Source organism: Chryseobacterium sp. CP-77, assembly GCF_036362765.1.
Taxonomy (GTDB): domain Bacteria; phylum Bacteroidota; class Bacteroidia; order Flavobacteriales; family Weeksellaceae; genus Chryseobacterium; species Chryseobacterium cupriresistens.
This window is the reverse complement of sequence record NZ_CP143637.1, coordinates 799,958-815,778: the sequence shown is the minus strand read 5'-3', so window position 1 is coordinate 815,778 and position 15,821 is coordinate 799,958. Positions and strand designations below refer to the sequence as shown.

Genomic DNA, 15,821 nt, shown 5'->3' with positions numbered 1-15,821 from the left:
CTGTTTAATTTTTAAATGGTTTAATCTTTAAATAAATTAAATCTTATTTCTGTAAAAGATTTTTAAGACGGTTGTAGATTTCAACATAAGCCTCAGTAACTTCTCCCAGGTCTCTTCTGAATCTGTCTTTGTCTAATTTCTTCATGGTATCTTTATCCCAAAGTCTGCAGGTATCCGGAGAAATTTCGTCTGCCAAAATGATTTCGCCGTCTGAAGTTTTCCCTAGTTCGATTTTGAAATCTACCAGAATGATATTGATTTTGTCAAACAAATCGATAAGGATATCATTGATATCTGAAGATAACTCATACATTTCGTCAAGCTCTTCATAAGTAGCTGCTCCTAAGAAAACGGCATGGTGATCATTGATAAGCGGATCTCCCAACTCATCTTTTTTATAGCAGATATCGAAGATCGTTACCGGAGATTTAATTCCTTCTTCTACTCCTAATCTTTGTGCCATACTTCCTGCAGAGTAGTTTCTTACTACCATTTCCAAAGGAATGATAGAAACCTTTCTTACCAGCTGCTCTCTTTCGTCTAATTTTTTGATGAAATGAGTTTTAATCCCTTTCTCATTTAAGTATTCAAAAATAAGGGTTGTGATTGCGTTGTTCATTTCCCCTTTAAGGTCTACCTGACCTCTTTTTTGAGCGTTAAATGCTGTAGCATCGTCTTTGAAACGTACTACTACTTCATCAGGATTATCGGTTGCAAATACCTGTTTTGCTTTCCCCTCGTACAACATTTCTTTCTTTTGACTCATAATTTTACTTTCTAAATTGTAGTTAGATTTATTGATTTATTTTATTATTATTCCTGTTAAGACAGCCAGCCCAAAACTCAGCAGTGTACCTATCAATACATACTCTGTGAGCTTTCTCTGTTTTGCCTGTGCAAGGTCGCTGAACCTGAAAACAGATTTGGCAGCTACCATGAAACCTACGCCTTCCCAATGATTCACCATGATAAAAGTGAAAACCAGCAGACGTTCTAAAATTCCGATATATTTTCCGGCACTTGATAAAGATTCGGTTTGAATAGTGTTGGGGCCATCCGGAGCAGGTGTCCAGGATGACAATAAGATTTTGATAAAAATAGAAGCAGGTGTTGTCAGGAACAGCGCCGCCATAATTACCTTCAAAAATTCCTGATTTTGTACGAAGCCCAAACTGAATTCCCCGAAATAAAAAGAAACTCCGGCAATCACTGAAACATGCAGCAGCTGATCAATGAAAAACCATCTTTTCTTAGTTTTTACATTTTGAAATATAAGTTTGGAAGCATCAATGATAAAGTGAGTAATACCCACCAATACAGCGACCCACCAAAGCTGAAGATCCCACAGGAAAACAAGGCTTAAAATAGTGTGAATCAGAATATGAAGGTATAAAAACTTACTTTTCAGTTTATGGTTCTCCTTATCTGCAACCCATGAATTTGGCTGAAGTATAAAATCTCCGAGTAAATGTGCCAATATGAGTTTGATGAAGATCATGCCTATAATTCTGAGATTTTCTTTCTGAAATACTGATTGGTTTCTACGATAAGCTCATAGTTGGCTCGTTTCAGTCTCTGGCTTACCGAAGACTGTGAAATAGCAAATCTCTTAGCAAGATCTTCCTGAGTAATATCCTGATTCATAATCATCTCATGAATGATCTCTGCCGTAGCCATTGTCCAGTTATCAAAATCCTTGGACGACCATTTCAACAGAATATTAAGATCTCTGTCTACGGGGTCGCTGGAGGTTTTGATGGCAACAGTATGCCCGTCACTTTTAAGGTCATTAAGCAGTCTCCCGGAATTGACATAGGCAGTACCGTTGGATTCAGTGATTTTCTCAGAAGAAAAACTTTCCTCACCAATACCTATGGCCATCCTTACATCTAAATTTTCAACACTTTTAATAAGAGATTTTATGGCTAGAAAACGCCAGAAAACGTCATCAATTCTGCATTTGAACTGGAACTCATCTCCTCTGTAGATTTCCCATGTGTGAGGAGCGCTTCCCCATTTTTCGAGAAGATGTTTAAGCCTGGTAATCCAAACTTCAGTGTCCGCATGCTGTGAATTTATAATATCACCGGTAATGACCGCTATCATACTGCAAATATAAGCATAATTACTTATATATAAAAAATATAAGCAGAAACACTTATAGATATTGATTATTAGTGAATCAACTTATATCAATGATATAGTAAACATAAGGTTTTTAAGGTGTTATATAAAACTACTGAATAGCAAAACAGCAAAAAAATGTTCAATCTTTTATTATGGTGTCGACTTTAACTCTACTTTTTTTATACTTTTTTTATAATAAGAAGCTGTTCCTGCTATCCGCTCATACTCCTCGCGCCTTCGTATTCCAACTCCTTAACCCTACAACTCTCCCACTTCTACTGCGGGGTAACCGCTGCTATCAGGGCTAGGACAGTCTTGCGAGTAAAACGAAGCAATCTCCTGAATTATTTCTACACCATATAAAAATAAACCTAACAGGTTTTTAAAACCTGTTAGGTTTAGCTGATAGTATTTAAATCTGATGTTATTTACTTTTTAATAAACTGATGCGCTTTCTCATCAAGCTTTAAGAAATATATTCCTGTAGGAATTCCCATCATCGGAATACTTTTCTTATTTCTAAACGGATCTTTCTCCGTATAAATCACTTTCCCGGAAAGATCTATAATCTGAGCTGTTTTTACCCTTTCCATTTCTTCCTTCACATAAAGATGATCATCAACCGGGTTTGGATAGATGGTAAATTCATTATTAACAGTAATCAATTCCGCTGTAGACAATGTGCCACCCAGGTTCTGACAGTAATTGGACGGATAAGAATCCCATTCACTGATAGTAAAAGTATTATTGGGCTGATTAATGGTGTTCTTTCTGTATAAAGATACGTTCCCGTTATTATTGGTCGTGTATTTTACCCCGATAGCATCCACTGTAACTGTTTTATTATATGCAAGTTCCACATAATTTCCTCCCGCAAACATCAGAGGATCAGAAGCCGTAGCAAATCTTGCCTCGCCGGGAGTATAACATGATAAGGTGCCTTTCGGATTCAGGATAACAAAAGTTTCATTGTTTCCTACCTTGCCTTCCAATTCGTATGTGTCACCATTATAGAAATCTCCTGATATATTATTTTTAAACTGAATATTAATTCTGTAATTATTTAAATTAACCTCATGTCCTGTTTTATTGACGATTTCCAGTGCATTATTTTTCACAGATTCCGTATTTGTTCCGGATATATATTTGGTAATGATAAGATCCGAGGCATAGGAATCCGAAGCAATTGTTGAGGCTGTTACCGTATTACTGAATGGAGATTCCAGGTATGCTTTATCAAAAGCTTTCACCGTAAAAGTATAGGTTGTTGACGGGCTCAGATGATCGATGCTGATGGAAGTCCCTTTTGTAGTGGCAACAGGCGTTGCGGATCCATTCATATAAATCCTGTATCCTAAAATATCCGTATCAGGAGAAGCCGTCCAGCTCAGATTCACAAAATAAGCATTCTGCTGGGTTGAAACCAGTGATCCGGGAGCCGCAGGAGCAATGGTATCAGGTGTTTCGGACCAGATCATATCAATCCACTCAGGATGATCAATAAATGGATTTCTGTTTTTTTGTATGGCATAAACGGCATTATTTCGGTCAATTTCTCTTTGTGAAACAGGATCTGCCGTATTCCACTGTTTCAGCATGGCAATATAGGCCAGATCAACTGCTCTTTCTTCCGTTCCGTCCAACGGACATTGGTCTGTAGCAGGAGTAAGATTGGCAGATGTCGTATAAGCTGTATTGAACGAACCTAACTTTCCTTCATAGCGTACTGCAAAGTACAACAATGATCTTGCAATATCCCCTTTAAATTCATTAACAGGCTCATAAACCCTTCCGGTATAGGGATAATTCGGAATCGCTGCATTGGATATCCTTGACGTGTTGGAAAAAATATAGTGGTTGGTACTATTTCCTGTTCCATACGGATAATTGCTTCTTCGCTGGTTGATCCATCCATCAACAGGAATTATAAAATTCAGATCCGAATACATAGGATAATCACTGATAGATGAGCTTGTACTGAATGTACTTTGCGGCATCATATGTTCCCGGTTGTACCCCAAACCTTCCGCACCAACACCTGCTACCAATTGATCTGTAGTATATTCATAAGAATCCGGCCCAGACGGAATTTCAGAATAGATATCCAGCAGGTATTGAGTATTGGAAGCATCATGATCATAATATTTATCCAGGTCAGTCTGGGCATATAATACTTTAAGATCGTTATAATGCCAGTTGATCATTTTTTCCGAAATAATATCGTGGATCTTTGATTTCAGGGCATATCCCGTCAGTCCGGCTGTTCCATCATAATACCCGGCAGGTGCCTGCGCAGCACTATAAGAAGAAATTAAAAGGATCGGAAGTAGAATTTTTTTCATGCCTTAAAAATTGGGAAACTAAAATAGTGAAATAAAAAACGAATAAGCCTGAATATTTTATTAAGAAAGTATTAATTCTCAAAATATAAAAAATTGAAAACTAGACGCATTGACCGTTAATAATACCGGGAAAATAATTTTTCTTTAGCATTCCATCAATTTGGTTATCTTTGGGAACTAACTATTATTATATGAATACTGAGACTATTGACAACATCAAAATGATAGCGGAGACGGCTAGAGAATTTGCAGAAAAAAACATCAGACCGAATATTATGGAATGGGATGAAAGCCAAACATTTCCAAAAGACTTATTCCACCAATTGGGTGAGATGGGGTTTATGGGAATTGTAGTTCCTGAACAATATGGAGGTTCCGGATTAGGTTATCATGAGTATGTTACTATTCTGGACGAAATTTCTCAGGTTGACCCTTCTATTGGTCTTTCTGTAGCAGCACACAACTCACTTTGCACCAACCATATTTATGAATTTGGAAATGAAGAACAAAGACACAAATGGCTTCCTCAGCTGGCTTCCGGAAAAGTAATCGGAGCTTGGGGACTGACTGAGCACAACACAGGTTCAGATTCAGGAGGGATGTCTACGACTGCTGTAAAAGATGGTGATGAGTGGATCATCAACGGAGCTAAAAACTTTATCACCCACGCTATTTCAGGTGATATTGCCGTAGTAATGACGAGAACAGGCGAAAAAGGAGCCAAAAATAATTCTACAGCCTTTGTTTTGGAAAAAGGAATGCCTGGTTTTACTTCCGGAAAAAAAGAAAATAAATTAGGGATGCGTGCTTCTGAAACAGCAGAATTAATTTTTGATAACGTACGTGTACCGGATTCTCACCGTTTAGGCGAAGTTGGAGAAGGTTTCAAGCAGGCTATGAAAGTGTTGGATGGCGGTAGAATTTCTATTGCTGCATTAAGCCTGGGTACTGCAAGAGGAGCTTATAAAGCTGCTTTGAAATATGCAAAAGAAAGACATCAGTTCGGAAAACCTATTGCAGATTTCCAGGCAATCAACTTTATGCTGGCAGATATGGCAACAGAAATTGATGCTGCTGAACTTCTTATCCAGAGAGCATCTACTCTTAAGAATGCAAAACAAAAAATGACAAAAGAAGGAGCTATGGCTAAACTATATGCTTCTGAAGCTTGTGTAAGAATCTCAAATAATGCAGTTCAGATCTTCGGAGGATATGGTTATACAAAAGATTTCCCTGCTGAAAAGTTCTATAGAGATTCCAAACTTTGTACTATTGGAGAAGGAACGTCTGAAATCCAGAGACTTGTCATTGGAAGAGATATTACAAAATAATTTTAAAAATAACACCAATACAAATGATTAAACAGGCACTTTTAGGTGAATTTCTGCATGAAGCAGAAAACACCAGAAAAATTTTACAGGCAATCCCCGACAGCGCACTGGATTGGAAACCGTCCGAAAAAAACTGGACAACCGGACAGCTTGCGTCTCACATTGCTGAAGTATACAACTGGTATGAATCCACTTTCAATCAGGACGTTTTTGATATGGGAACGTACAGGTATGACAAAGGAGACATTTCCAAAACAGAAAATATCCTTGCAAAATTTGAGGAAAATGTTGCCAACGCACAGAAAGCTCTTGAAAACTCTGATGAAAATACCTATTTCAACGAGTGGAAAATGGAAATGGACGGAAATGTGCTTTTCCCTCCTATGCCAAAGGTTCAGGTGATAAGAGCTTTTCTTTATAATCATTTGTACCATCACAGAGGCGAGCTGGTTGTTTATTTAAGAGCAACCGGAAACAAAGTCCCTGGACTTTACGGACCTACTGCTGATGATAAAATGTAGTTAAACATTGCATTAATATAATAGAAGCTGTTTCATTTTGAGACAGCTTTTTTTTGTAGGGAGAATACAGAGCGGCACAGTCATATTTACTAAATGTGATTTATTAATATTTATTTACTAACCATTGAATTATTAATAAAATATATTGTCTCAATTTAATAAATTAACAAACAAAAAGCCGATATATTATTTTTTTAAAATTAAAATTCATTTTACAACTTTTACTTTTCTTTTATTAATAAGCTTTTTCAATTATATACAATGTATTGCATAATATATTATACACAAAGTCCAAATATTCCTTAAAAAATTTTGTTTTCCGTAATATATTTTTTATTAGATTTGACATTCCACAATCAAATTTAATATTTAATATGAAAAAACAATTAACGCTGATTGGAATGCTTCTTATTTCAGGTATTTCTTTCGCACAGACTGACCGTCTTTGGTCTGAAGGTTCAAAAAAAACTTCCTCAGAGATTTTTGAAAACAAAACCGGTATCAGCAATCCAAAGGTGTACAACCTGGATATCAACGGATTGAAAAACATTCTGGCAAAAGCTCCCAAAAGACTGGCTGCAGGCGAAAAATCAGAACTCATTATCTCTTTTCCAAATTCTGAAGGCAGAATGGAAAATTTTAAAGTGAGGGAGAATTCCAATTTTGCCCCTGAGCTGGCAGCAAAATACCCGGACATCAAATCCTATGTAGGACAAGGTCTGGATGATCCTAATTCCACAGTCTATTTCAGTGTTTCCCCACTAGGACTGTCTTCCATGGAAATTTATGGTGATAAATCGGCTGTTTTCATCGAGCCTTACACCAAAGATCTTTCTTCGTATGTAGTATACAGAAAATCTGACAAAAAAGATGATCTTAACAAGTTTGAATGTACAGTGGTAGATGCCGCACAGAAAGGAGTTTCCAATTCTTCTCTTGCTGCAAGACCTAACGCCGATGATGCCAAACTGAGAACATTCAGACTGGCACTGTCATGCACAGGTGAATACACCACTTATTTTGGGGGAACAAAAGCTCAGGCTTTAGCGGCAATGAATACTACAATGACCCGTGTAAACGGTGTTTTTGAAAAAGATTTCGCAGCCAGAATGGTTCTGATTGCCAATAATGATGCTGTCATCTATACCAATGCTTCTACAGACCCATATTCCGCAGCTTCAGGAATGAGCAACTGGAATTCCCAGCTACAAAGTACTTTAACGTCTGTAATTGGAGAGGCTAATTATGACATCGGTCACTTGTTCGGAGCTTCAGGAGGCGGAGGAAATGCAGGCTGTATCGGCTGTATCTGTACAAACGGATCAAAAGGAAGCGGATATACCTCTCCGGCAGATGCTATTCCTTCGGGAGACAATTTTGATATCGACTATGTGGCTCATGAAATGGGACACCAGTTCGGTGGAAACCACACCTTCTCTATGAGTAATGAAGGAACAGGTGCCAATATGGAACCTGGATCAGGATCAACAATCATGGGTTATGCAGGAATTACCAGCCAGGATATTCAACCACATTCTGATGCATTTTTCCATGCAATAAGCATCCAGCAGATCACTAATAATATTAAGGCTAAAACCTGCTCTGTCAATACCAATACAGGAAATGCAATTCCTACAGCTAATGCAGGATCAGATTATACGATTCCAAAAGGAACTCCATTTGTACTGACAGGAACAGGGACAGATGCTGACGGAGATTCTTTAACCTATATCTGGGAACAAATGGACAACGCTTCTTCTTCCCAGACAGGAGCAAGTTCCGCTGCAAGTGCTACAAAAGCTTCAGGACCTAACTTCAGATCATGGACTCCTACTACTGCACCGGTAAGATATTTCCCAAGAATGGCTTCTGTTTTAGCAGGTGCTACCACTACCGCAGGTTCTGAAATCACTGTAGAAGCACTTTCTTCAGTTGCCAGAACATTAAACTTCAGATTTACTGTTCGTGATAACAAAGCAGGAGGCTCAGGAAATAATTCCGATGATGCTGTTATCACTGTTAACGGAACTGCCGGACCATTCAATATCACTTCACAAAACTCTGCAACAACTTACGCCGGAGGAAGTTCTCAAACAGTAACATGGAATGTAGCAGGAACTACAGCTAACGGAGTAAATGCTGCCAATGTAGATATCCTTTGGTCTACAGACAGCGGAAATACTTGGACTACTCTATTGGCAGGAACTCCGAATGATGGCTCACAGGCAGTAACTATTCCTAATGCCAATACAACAACAGGAAGAATTATGGTAAAAGGATCAAACCACATTTTCTTTGATGTTAACAATGCTAATATCTCTGTAAATGCAGGTTCCGGAACTCCTGACACGGTTGCTCCTACAGCTCCTACCCTTGCTGCTTCAGGAACTACAGCTACAACCACTAACCTTTCATGGTCTGGAGCTACAGATAATGTTGGTGTTACCGGATACGATGTTTACCAGGGAGCTTCATTAATTGGTTCTACAGCGTCTACTACATATACTGTAACAGGACTTACACCGGCAACTACCTATTCTTTCTCTGTGAAAGCAAAAGATGCGGCAGGAAATGCTTCTGTTTCCAGCAACACTGTAAGTGTTACAACTCTTTCCGGAGGAACAGTTACTTATTGTTCTTCTTCGGCCTCAAATACAGCAGATGAAAGAATTGGAAATGTGACATTCGGATCTATCAACAATACCTCTACAGGAACTGCTGGTTACGAAAACTTCACTTCAGTTTCTACCAATGTTACAAGAGGAAATGCGTACACAATTTCCATCACTCCGGTGTGGACTTCTACAAAATATAGCGAAGCGTACGCAGTTTATATTGATTATAACGGAGACGGAGACTTTACAGACAGCGGAGAACTGGCATGGACAAAAGCAGGTTCTACAACCAGCCCTGTAACCGGATCTATTACAATCCCTGCTACTGCTACTGTTGGATCCACAAGAATGAGAGTAATGATGAAGTACAGCTCAATTCCTACTTCTTCATGTGAAGCATTCACTTACGGACAGGTGGAAGATTACACCCTTAATATTGTTTCTTCAGGAAAAGGAGATCTTCATAATACAAATGATCTGATCACAGATGTGAAGCTTTATCCAAACCCTGTGAGAGATATCCTATATATTTCCAATACAGCTTCAGAAGATTATAAGATCTTCGATATGGGTGGAAAACTAATTGACTCAGGAAAACTTCAAAGAGGTTCTGTGAATGTAAGCAACCTTATCAAAGGAGCTTATATGATTCAAATTGGAGAATCTTCTAAGAGATTTATTAAAAATTAGTAACGAATAGACTTTTTAAAATTAAGCGATGTGAAAAACCGTTCTGCACAGAACGGTTTTTCTTTTTTTAAAATTTTAAACAATCTCTCACTTTATCACCTCTTCGTATCGGTATATGCGATAAAAAATTCATATAAAGAATACATTTTCAGTAAGTTTTTTTACTATTTTTGCCGAAAATACATGTAAGTGAAAAAACAATTATTGATGACGGGAATGCTCGCATTATCGGGTATTTCTTTTGCACAGACCGATCGTTTATGGACTTCCAGCTCCATCAAAGTCTCCTCTCCCGTTTTTGAAGATCCGCAGCTTTTTCATCTGAATATAAGCGGATTAAAAAATGTATTGGCAAAGGCTCCGAAAAGAGTAACAGAGAAATCTGAAGTCATTATCTCTTTTCCCAATTCAACAGGAAAAATGGAGCATTTCAAAGTAACGGAAAATTCTAATTTTGAACCGGAACTTGCTTCTAAATATCCGGATATCAAATCTTATATCGGTAAAGGTGTCGAAGATCCTGCTTCAAAAGTTTATTTCAGCATTTCTCCTTTAGGATTATCTTCTATGGAAATCTACAGAGATCAATCTGCTGTTTTTATTCAGCCCTATACCAAAGATCTTTCCACTTATATTATTTATAAAAAATCTGACAGAAAAGACCATTTCAATAAACTCGAATGTACAGTTTCTGATGCTGCTCAAAAAGGTAATTTAAATGCCGTAACCCATAAAAATGCGGATGATGCTACATTAAGAACGTTCAGACTTGCACTTTCCTGCACAGGAGAATATACTTCTTATTTCGGAGGAACAAAAGCTCAGGCTTTAGCAGCCATGAATAATACCATGACCCGCGTGAATGGTATTTTTGAAAACGATTTCGCTGCAAGAATGGTCCTGATTGCCAATAATGATGATCTAATTTATACCAATGCTGCTACAGACCCTTATTCTTCCTCTTCACAAATGAAGAACTGGAATCTGGAGCTGATGAACAATCTGAGTTCTACTATCGGAAATAATAATTTTGACATAGGACACCTTTTTGGCAGAGACGGTGGCGGCGGCAATGCAGGATGTATAGGATGTATTTGTGATAACGACATGTCTACTTACCAAAGTCAGGGTATAACCTACCCAAGCAGCTATAAGGGAAGCGGATATACTTCTCCGGCAAACGGTAATCCTTCGGGAGACACTTTTGATATAGATTTTGTAGCTCATGAAATGGGACATCAGTTCGGCGGAAATCATACATCTTCTTATCGTGTTGAACCGGATTTAAAATCTGTAGAACCAGGTTCAGGATCTACCATTATGGGCTATGCCGGTGTCACCAGTTATGATGTTCAGAATAACTCTGATCCGTTTTTTCATGCCATAAGCATTGAACAGATCACCAATAATATCAAAGCAAAAACCTGTTCTGTGAATACCAGTACCGGTAACTCAATTCCTACAGCCAATGCAGGTCCTGATTATATTATTCCTAAAAGCACTCCTTTTATGCTTACCGGATCAGGAACTGATGCTGATGGAGACCAGCTTACCTATATCTGGGAAGAGATGGATAAAGGAACTTCTTCTGAAACAGGAGCTAATTCTGCAGCGCAGGAATCAAAAAACCCGGGACCTATATTCAGATCATGGACGCCTTCAGCTTCTCCGGTTAGATATTTTCCGACAATGTCTTCCATTCTGGCTGGTTCTCTCAAAACCGCCGGAACAGAAATAGATGTTGAGGCACTTCCTTCTGTAGCCAGAGCTTTAAATTTCAGACTTACCGTCCGTGATAATAAAGCCGGAGGCGGAGCCAATAATTCCAATGATACAAAACTCACTGTTGATCCGGCAGCCGGACCATTTATGATAACCTCACAAAACACAGCTGTTTCTTATGTAAAAGGAAGCTCACAAACGGTTACATGGGATGTAGCAGGCACTACAGCAAATGGTGTGAATACCGCCAATGTAGATATCCTCTGGTCAACAGATAACGGCAGCACATGGACGATACTTATGACCGGAACTCCTAATGACGGTTCGGAGAGTATTACAATTCCTGATACTTTAACCAACTCCGGAAGAATAATGATCAAAGGAAGCCATCATATTTTCTTTGATATCAATAATGCCAATATTTCTGTAAAAAATTCTAATGAAGATGCTGCTCCATCCTCTACAGAAATCAAACTGTATCCCAATCCTGTAAAAAATATTCTTACCCTTACCAATACCAGTAATGAGGAATATAAAATCTACGACATGTCCGGCAGGCTTGTAAGTGGAGGAAACCTGGAAAGCGGAACGGTTAATGTCAATAAACTAACCAATGGAACTTACATCATCCAAATCGCAGGATTTACAAAACAATTTATTAAAAAGTAGAAAAATAAAGTTCAAACAATAAGCTGCTCATTCGGGCAGCTTTTTTATTTAGTGAAATACAAAATATGATCTTAAATCTATTTATCATTAAAATTAATTTCAGAATAATAATTTATTTTAGATAAAACTACCAGCATTTAAGTTTTTTAATTTAAATTTATCGCATAACAATATTTCATTGTACCGTTTACCCAGATTGTATTTAAGGGAGCTCCAGATCGTTTTTGACATCTGATGCTATTGCTTCTTTTGAGTTTATTTTGGCATGAATTGGTAATTTACGGTCAAAAATCACATTAATCCAGATTCCGGTCCTTAAAATTTCTCCTATAGACCGGAAAACATCAGTATTTACTTAAAATCTTTATCAGGAAAGCGATGTTTCAAAAAGGTACCCTTCAAATACCTCTGTAATTTTAAAATAATTTAAAATTTTTTATATGAAACATTTATTTAAGTACCTCTTTTTTTTAGCCATTACTTCGTTCTCGGTTGCCTGCAGCTCTGACGATGATGAAGTAATAGACATCAATCCGGATGTGACCACCGTATTCTACAAAAATGCAGATGAACTGGCAGTAACCTATGATCCCGGTAATTCGGTAAGTCAAGCCATAAAAAATCAAGCTTATGACCTATACAAAAGGGGAAAATGGAGTGAGCTGGAATCACTTTTTAAGGCTAATAATTTAAATGGAGGATGGCCGCCTGCCAACGGAGGTTATAATATTGTCGATGATGTTCCTTTACAGGTTGGGCAGAAGTTCGACAGATACAGCGGCGCAGTCGGCAGTTATAACGGAACCGGGGTTCCTACATTAGGGGGAAGCTTTACAAGCCCTATCATCAACGGATATGTTTATACTTTTACACAAAGAGCTCTAAACCAACCTGAAGATAAATACGATTTTTATTATGAAATTGATGTACTGAACAACTCCATGCAGTTTAAAACCCAGACAGCAGACATTATTCCTTGGTTCAGCCAGGCAGGAAAAGGTAAACAAACGATGTGGAAAATTCCTATTGATATCAATACAGGTTACCAGAAAACATGGAATAAGCTGGCAGAAGAAGGTTATATTAAAATTACCATTAAGAGAAGCCCAAGCGGAAAATATCCTAACTTAGCAGGCACAGTTATTCAGCCATAAATCAGCTCAGATGTATTCATTATCAGAAAAAATAAACATTATTGGAAAAGCTTCTGTTGAAAAAAATGTCTTTATCAATGATGAAGCTCTCCCATCAGCAATCACCACTTTTACCTGCTCTCATTGCGGAAATAAAAATAGAATTGCAATAGCACCTTATGAATCAGGATTTCCTGTTCTGCAGTTGTATCATGAAGATAAAGTAGTATCTAAAAATGAATTGCTAAACCACGGAATGGTCAACGGAACCTCTCAAAGAATGTTTCATTTCGGAGAATTGACAGTCAACGATCTGCCAACTTTATATTTTGGAACCGACTGTTCTTCCTGTCATTCCAGGTTCATCTGTCTATTCAGCTATGGAGAAAAGCAGCCGGGATTAATGATACTTACCATCTCCGGAGTCTGGAATTATGAAGAATTTAAATAATTGAGTAGAATTGAATCACTTCAAAATAAAACCACAATTTTTACAGTTGTGGTTTTTTAATTTTCATGGATAAAATTTCCCCATTGATAATACAGATTTTTACAGTTTTTTTGTTTTAAGATAGGATTGTATATTCAAAAACATTTTCCCAGACACTTTATTTTTACATTTCCTGCTGTACATTTCACATTTTGCAAATCCTTTTCTATCTTTGTGGGAAATAAAAAAATTCATGGATAAAATTGATAGTCTGAACCAAGTAGCAGAATTCCATACTACTTTCAAAGCCCCTATTTTAGATACCCCACAAATTCCTTCTCCGGAAAGATGCAACCTGAGAGTAGAACTTTTACAGGAAGAATTAAACGAACTGAAACAAGCTATTGCTGACAATAATATTGTAGAAATTGCAGATGCATTGTGTGATCTTCAGTATGTTTTGAGTGGTGCGGTACTGGAATTCGGACTTGGCAACAAATTTGTAGAGCTATTCAACGAAGTTCAACGCTCCAATATGTCGAAAGCATGTGATAATGAAGAACAGGCAGAGGAAACTGTAGAATTTTACAAAGCGAAGGAAGTAGAATCTTTTTATGAAAAGTCCGGAGAAAAATTTAATGTTTACAGAAAGGCAGATCATAAAGTATTAAAAAACAAATACTACTCTCCTGCTGATTTAAAATCAATTATCGAAAAATAAAATATGAAAAAATTTATTACCAATATTGTTGCCTTTTCAACCTTGTTTCTGGCTTCACAGCAGCTTACTGCACAAAAAGTAGTGGTAAACCGTGAAGTTGAAACCCAGAATGACGGCAAAATGCTTTTGGGAAACCAGTTGAAAGAGCAGTTTTTAAAAGCTCCTTATGCAGATTGGTATGTGAAAGAACATGATGAGTATGTTCTTGATCAAAAGGCAGTCAGTGAATTAAAAAAAGAAAAAATCGGAACCTATGATATTATCGTTTTCATGGGAACCTGGTGTGAAGACAGCCACAGAGATTTTCCAAGACTGATGAAAATATTGGAAGCCGTAAGTTATCCGGAAAGTAAATTGAATATTATTGCTGTTAACCGTAAGAAAGAATCTCCTACCGGGGATGAAAGTCTTTACAATCTTCAGAAAGTTCCTACCATTATTCTGAAAAGATATGGAAAAGAAGTGGGCAGAATTATCGAAATGCCTACGACAGGATATATTGAAAGGGATTTGGTTCAAATTCTGAAAAAGAACGATTCGTCTGTTATCAAAGAAATTTTTAAATAGATTTTGAGAAATTATAGAACAATATTATCTTTTGCTGCGGGTGCCGGCGCAATGGTACTGCTCTTTTTTGGCCTGAAATCCTACCTGAATCTTGGAAATAAAACTGAAAAGTCAGATTATTATATCCTGACCAATCAAATTTCCAAGATGAATAAGATGGTCGTGATGGAACAGAATACATCCAGCATGCAGAAGACCAAAATGGGTTATGAGGTTTTTGGAAAAGAAGTTTCCAGCAACAGTATTATTACCTACACAAAGACTAATGCACAGGTTTCTTATGATCTCAACAAAATGAAGATTGAAGTAGATTCCATCAACAAAAAGCTGGTGATTACCGAACTTCCTGATGCTGAAATCAGAATTACACCTAGCGTTGAAATTCAGTCTTTGGATGATTCTTTCTTTAACAGGATTTCGGAGAAGGATATTAAAAATGTTACTCAAAAAGCTAAGGAAACCGCAGAGAAATCAATTGATCAGAATCAACTGAGAAGTGAGGGCCGCAAACAGCTCATGGAAAACCTGAATAATATTTTTGTGCTGGCCAAGGCTTTGAATTATGAAATAGAAGACAAGACCGGAAAAATTGGTATTCTGGGGCTTTAAGTTAAAATATTTCTGTTTGGCAAACCCTTTGAATGATACTATCCATATTGTTTACATTTAAAATTCAAACTCATGGATACAAAAGGAAAAACCACCAGGAAAGAATCTGCCAATACCGCAGAAACCCAAAAGCAAAATCAGGATTTCCAGAATATTCCTGCCGCATCAAAAAAGACCAATCCGCCTGATATTGATAAAGAAGATGTTCAGAAGTCTTCCAAAAACAAATCAGGAAAAACGGATAACACAAAAAAATAAAAGAGCTTTTAAGGCTTTATTTAATAATGAAAAACGAAAAGTTCCGTTTCATATGAGGCGGAACTTTTCTTTCTAACTATCTAACT

The 15,821-nt window shown here is 37.4% G+C and carries 14 protein-coding genes; 10 read left to right on the top strand and 4 right to left on the bottom strand.

Features of this window, described 5'->3' with window-relative positions; translation table 11 throughout:
- Window positions 1–43 precede the first annotated feature (43 nt).
- From purC to V0410_RS03515, 4 genes are all read right to left on the bottom strand, one after another.
- The gene (gene purC / locus V0410_RS03530) at window positions 44–766 is read right to left on the bottom strand and encodes a phosphoribosylaminoimidazolesuccinocarboxamide synthase (protein WP_110008841.1); all 723 of its coding nucleotides are present in this window, start codon (window positions 764–766) and stop codon (window positions 44–46) included.
- A 36-nt stretch (window positions 767–802) separates the two neighbouring features.
- The gene (locus V0410_RS03525; protein ID WP_330746335.1) at window positions 803–1,498 is read right to left on the bottom strand and encodes a DUF3307 domain-containing protein; all 696 of its coding nucleotides are present in this window, start codon (window positions 1,496–1,498) and stop codon (window positions 803–805) included.
- Between the two features lie 2 nt (window positions 1,499–1,500).
- Window positions 1,501–2,106: a SatD family protein gene (locus V0410_RS03520; protein WP_110008839.1), complete on the bottom strand. Its 606-nt coding sequence runs from the start codon at window positions 2,104–2,106 to the stop codon at window positions 1,501–1,503.
- A 449-nt stretch (window positions 2,107–2,555) separates the two neighbouring features.
- Entirely contained in the window at window positions 2,556–4,469 is a 1,914-nt protein-coding gene (locus V0410_RS03515) for an endonuclease (protein ID WP_330746334.1), read from the bottom strand.
- A gap of 191 nt (window positions 4,470–4,660) precedes the next feature.
- Between V0410_RS03515 and V0410_RS03510 the strand changes: the two genes are divergently transcribed.
- The 10 genes from V0410_RS03510 to V0410_RS03465 all read left to right on the top strand — a co-directional run bounded on the left by V0410_RS03510 (window position 4,661) and on the right by V0410_RS03465 (window position 15,735).
- Window positions 4,661–5,800: an acyl-CoA dehydrogenase family protein gene (locus V0410_RS03510; protein ID WP_110008837.1), complete on the top strand. Its 1,140-nt coding sequence runs from the start codon at window positions 4,661–4,663 to the stop codon at window positions 5,798–5,800.
- 23 nt (window positions 5,801–5,823) lie between these two features.
- Complete coding sequence (locus V0410_RS03505) at window positions 5,824–6,321, top strand: DinB family protein (protein WP_330746333.1); 498 nt, start codon at window positions 5,824–5,826, stop codon at window positions 6,319–6,321.
- A gap of 374 nt (window positions 6,322–6,695) precedes the next feature.
- On the top strand, window positions 6,696–9,626 hold the full coding sequence (locus tag V0410_RS03500; protein WP_330746332.1) for a reprolysin-like metallopeptidase: 2,931 nt from the start codon (window positions 6,696–6,698) through the stop codon (window positions 9,624–9,626).
- Between the two features lie 189 nt (window positions 9,627–9,815).
- The gene (locus V0410_RS03495; RefSeq protein WP_330746331.1) at window positions 9,816–12,017 is read left to right on the top strand and encodes a zinc-dependent metalloprotease; all 2,202 of its coding nucleotides are present in this window, start codon (window positions 9,816–9,818) and stop codon (window positions 12,015–12,017) included.
- A gap of 440 nt (window positions 12,018–12,457) precedes the next feature.
- Complete coding sequence (locus V0410_RS03490; RefSeq protein ID WP_330746330.1) at window positions 12,458–13,171, top strand: hypothetical protein; 714 nt, start codon at window positions 12,458–12,460, stop codon at window positions 13,169–13,171.
- 10 nt (window positions 13,172–13,181) lie between these two features.
- On the top strand, window positions 13,182–13,601 hold the full coding sequence (locus tag V0410_RS03485; protein WP_330746329.1) for a hypothetical protein: 420 nt from the start codon (window positions 13,182–13,184) through the stop codon (window positions 13,599–13,601).
- A gap of 232 nt (window positions 13,602–13,833) precedes the next feature.
- Window positions 13,834–14,301 (top strand): nucleoside triphosphate pyrophosphohydrolase family protein, encoded by a 468-nt coding sequence (locus V0410_RS03480; protein ID WP_110008830.1) that lies wholly within the window; start codon window positions 13,834–13,836, stop codon window positions 14,299–14,301.
- Window positions 14,302–14,304: 3 nt separating this feature from the next.
- Entirely contained in the window at window positions 14,305–14,868 is a 564-nt protein-coding gene (locus V0410_RS03475; RefSeq protein WP_330746328.1) for a TlpA family protein disulfide reductase, read from the top strand.
- A gap of 3 nt (window positions 14,869–14,871) precedes the next feature.
- Window positions 14,872–15,477, top strand: coding sequence for a DUF4230 domain-containing protein (locus tag V0410_RS03470; RefSeq protein WP_330746327.1), 606 nt, complete (start codon window positions 14,872–14,874; stop codon window positions 15,475–15,477).
- Between the two features lie 72 nt (window positions 15,478–15,549).
- Window positions 15,550–15,735 carry a hypothetical protein gene (locus V0410_RS03465; RefSeq protein WP_062669731.1) on the top strand — a complete coding sequence of 62 codons (186 nt, stop codon included), beginning with the start codon at window positions 15,550–15,552 and terminating at the stop codon, window positions 15,733–15,735.
- The last annotated feature ends 86 nt before the right edge of the window (window positions 15,736–15,821 follow it).

What these genes read in the sequence shown, in the direction of transcription:
- purC (WP_110008841.1), bottom strand. Translation starts at nt 766, where the DNA reads ATGAGTCAAAAGAAAGAAATGTTGTACGAGGGGAAAGCAAAACAGGTA.
- V0410_RS03520 (WP_110008839.1), bottom strand. Translation starts at nt 2,106, where the DNA reads ATGATAGCGGTCATTACCGGTGATATTATAAATTCACAGCATGCGGAC.
- V0410_RS03490 (WP_330746330.1), top strand. Translation starts at nt 12,458, where the DNA reads ATGAAACATTTATTTAAGTACCTCTTTTTTTTAGCCATTACTTCGTTC.
- V0410_RS03515 (WP_330746334.1), bottom strand. Translation starts at nt 4,469, where the DNA reads ATGAAAAAAATTCTACTTCCGATCCTTTTAATTTCTTCTTATAGTGCT.
- V0410_RS03485 (WP_330746329.1), top strand. Translation starts at nt 13,182, where the DNA reads ATGTATTCATTATCAGAAAAAATAAACATTATTGGAAAAGCTTCTGTT.
- V0410_RS03475 (WP_330746328.1), top strand. Translation starts at nt 14,305, where the DNA reads ATGAAAAAATTTATTACCAATATTGTTGCCTTTTCAACCTTGTTTCTG.
- V0410_RS03480 (WP_110008830.1), top strand. Translation starts at nt 13,834, where the DNA reads ATGGATAAAATTGATAGTCTGAACCAAGTAGCAGAATTCCATACTACT.
- V0410_RS03500 (WP_330746332.1), top strand. Translation starts at nt 6,696, where the DNA reads ATGAAAAAACAATTAACGCTGATTGGAATGCTTCTTATTTCAGGTATT.
- V0410_RS03505 (WP_330746333.1), top strand. Translation starts at nt 5,824, where the DNA reads ATGATTAAACAGGCACTTTTAGGTGAATTTCTGCATGAAGCAGAAAAC.
- V0410_RS03465 (WP_062669731.1), top strand. Translation starts at nt 15,550, where the DNA reads ATGGATACAAAAGGAAAAACCACCAGGAAAGAATCTGCCAATACCGCA.
- V0410_RS03510 (WP_110008837.1), top strand. Translation starts at nt 4,661, where the DNA reads ATGAATACTGAGACTATTGACAACATCAAAATGATAGCGGAGACGGCT.
- V0410_RS03525 (WP_330746335.1), bottom strand. Translation starts at nt 1,498, where the DNA reads ATGATCTTCATCAAACTCATATTGGCACATTTACTCGGAGATTTTATA.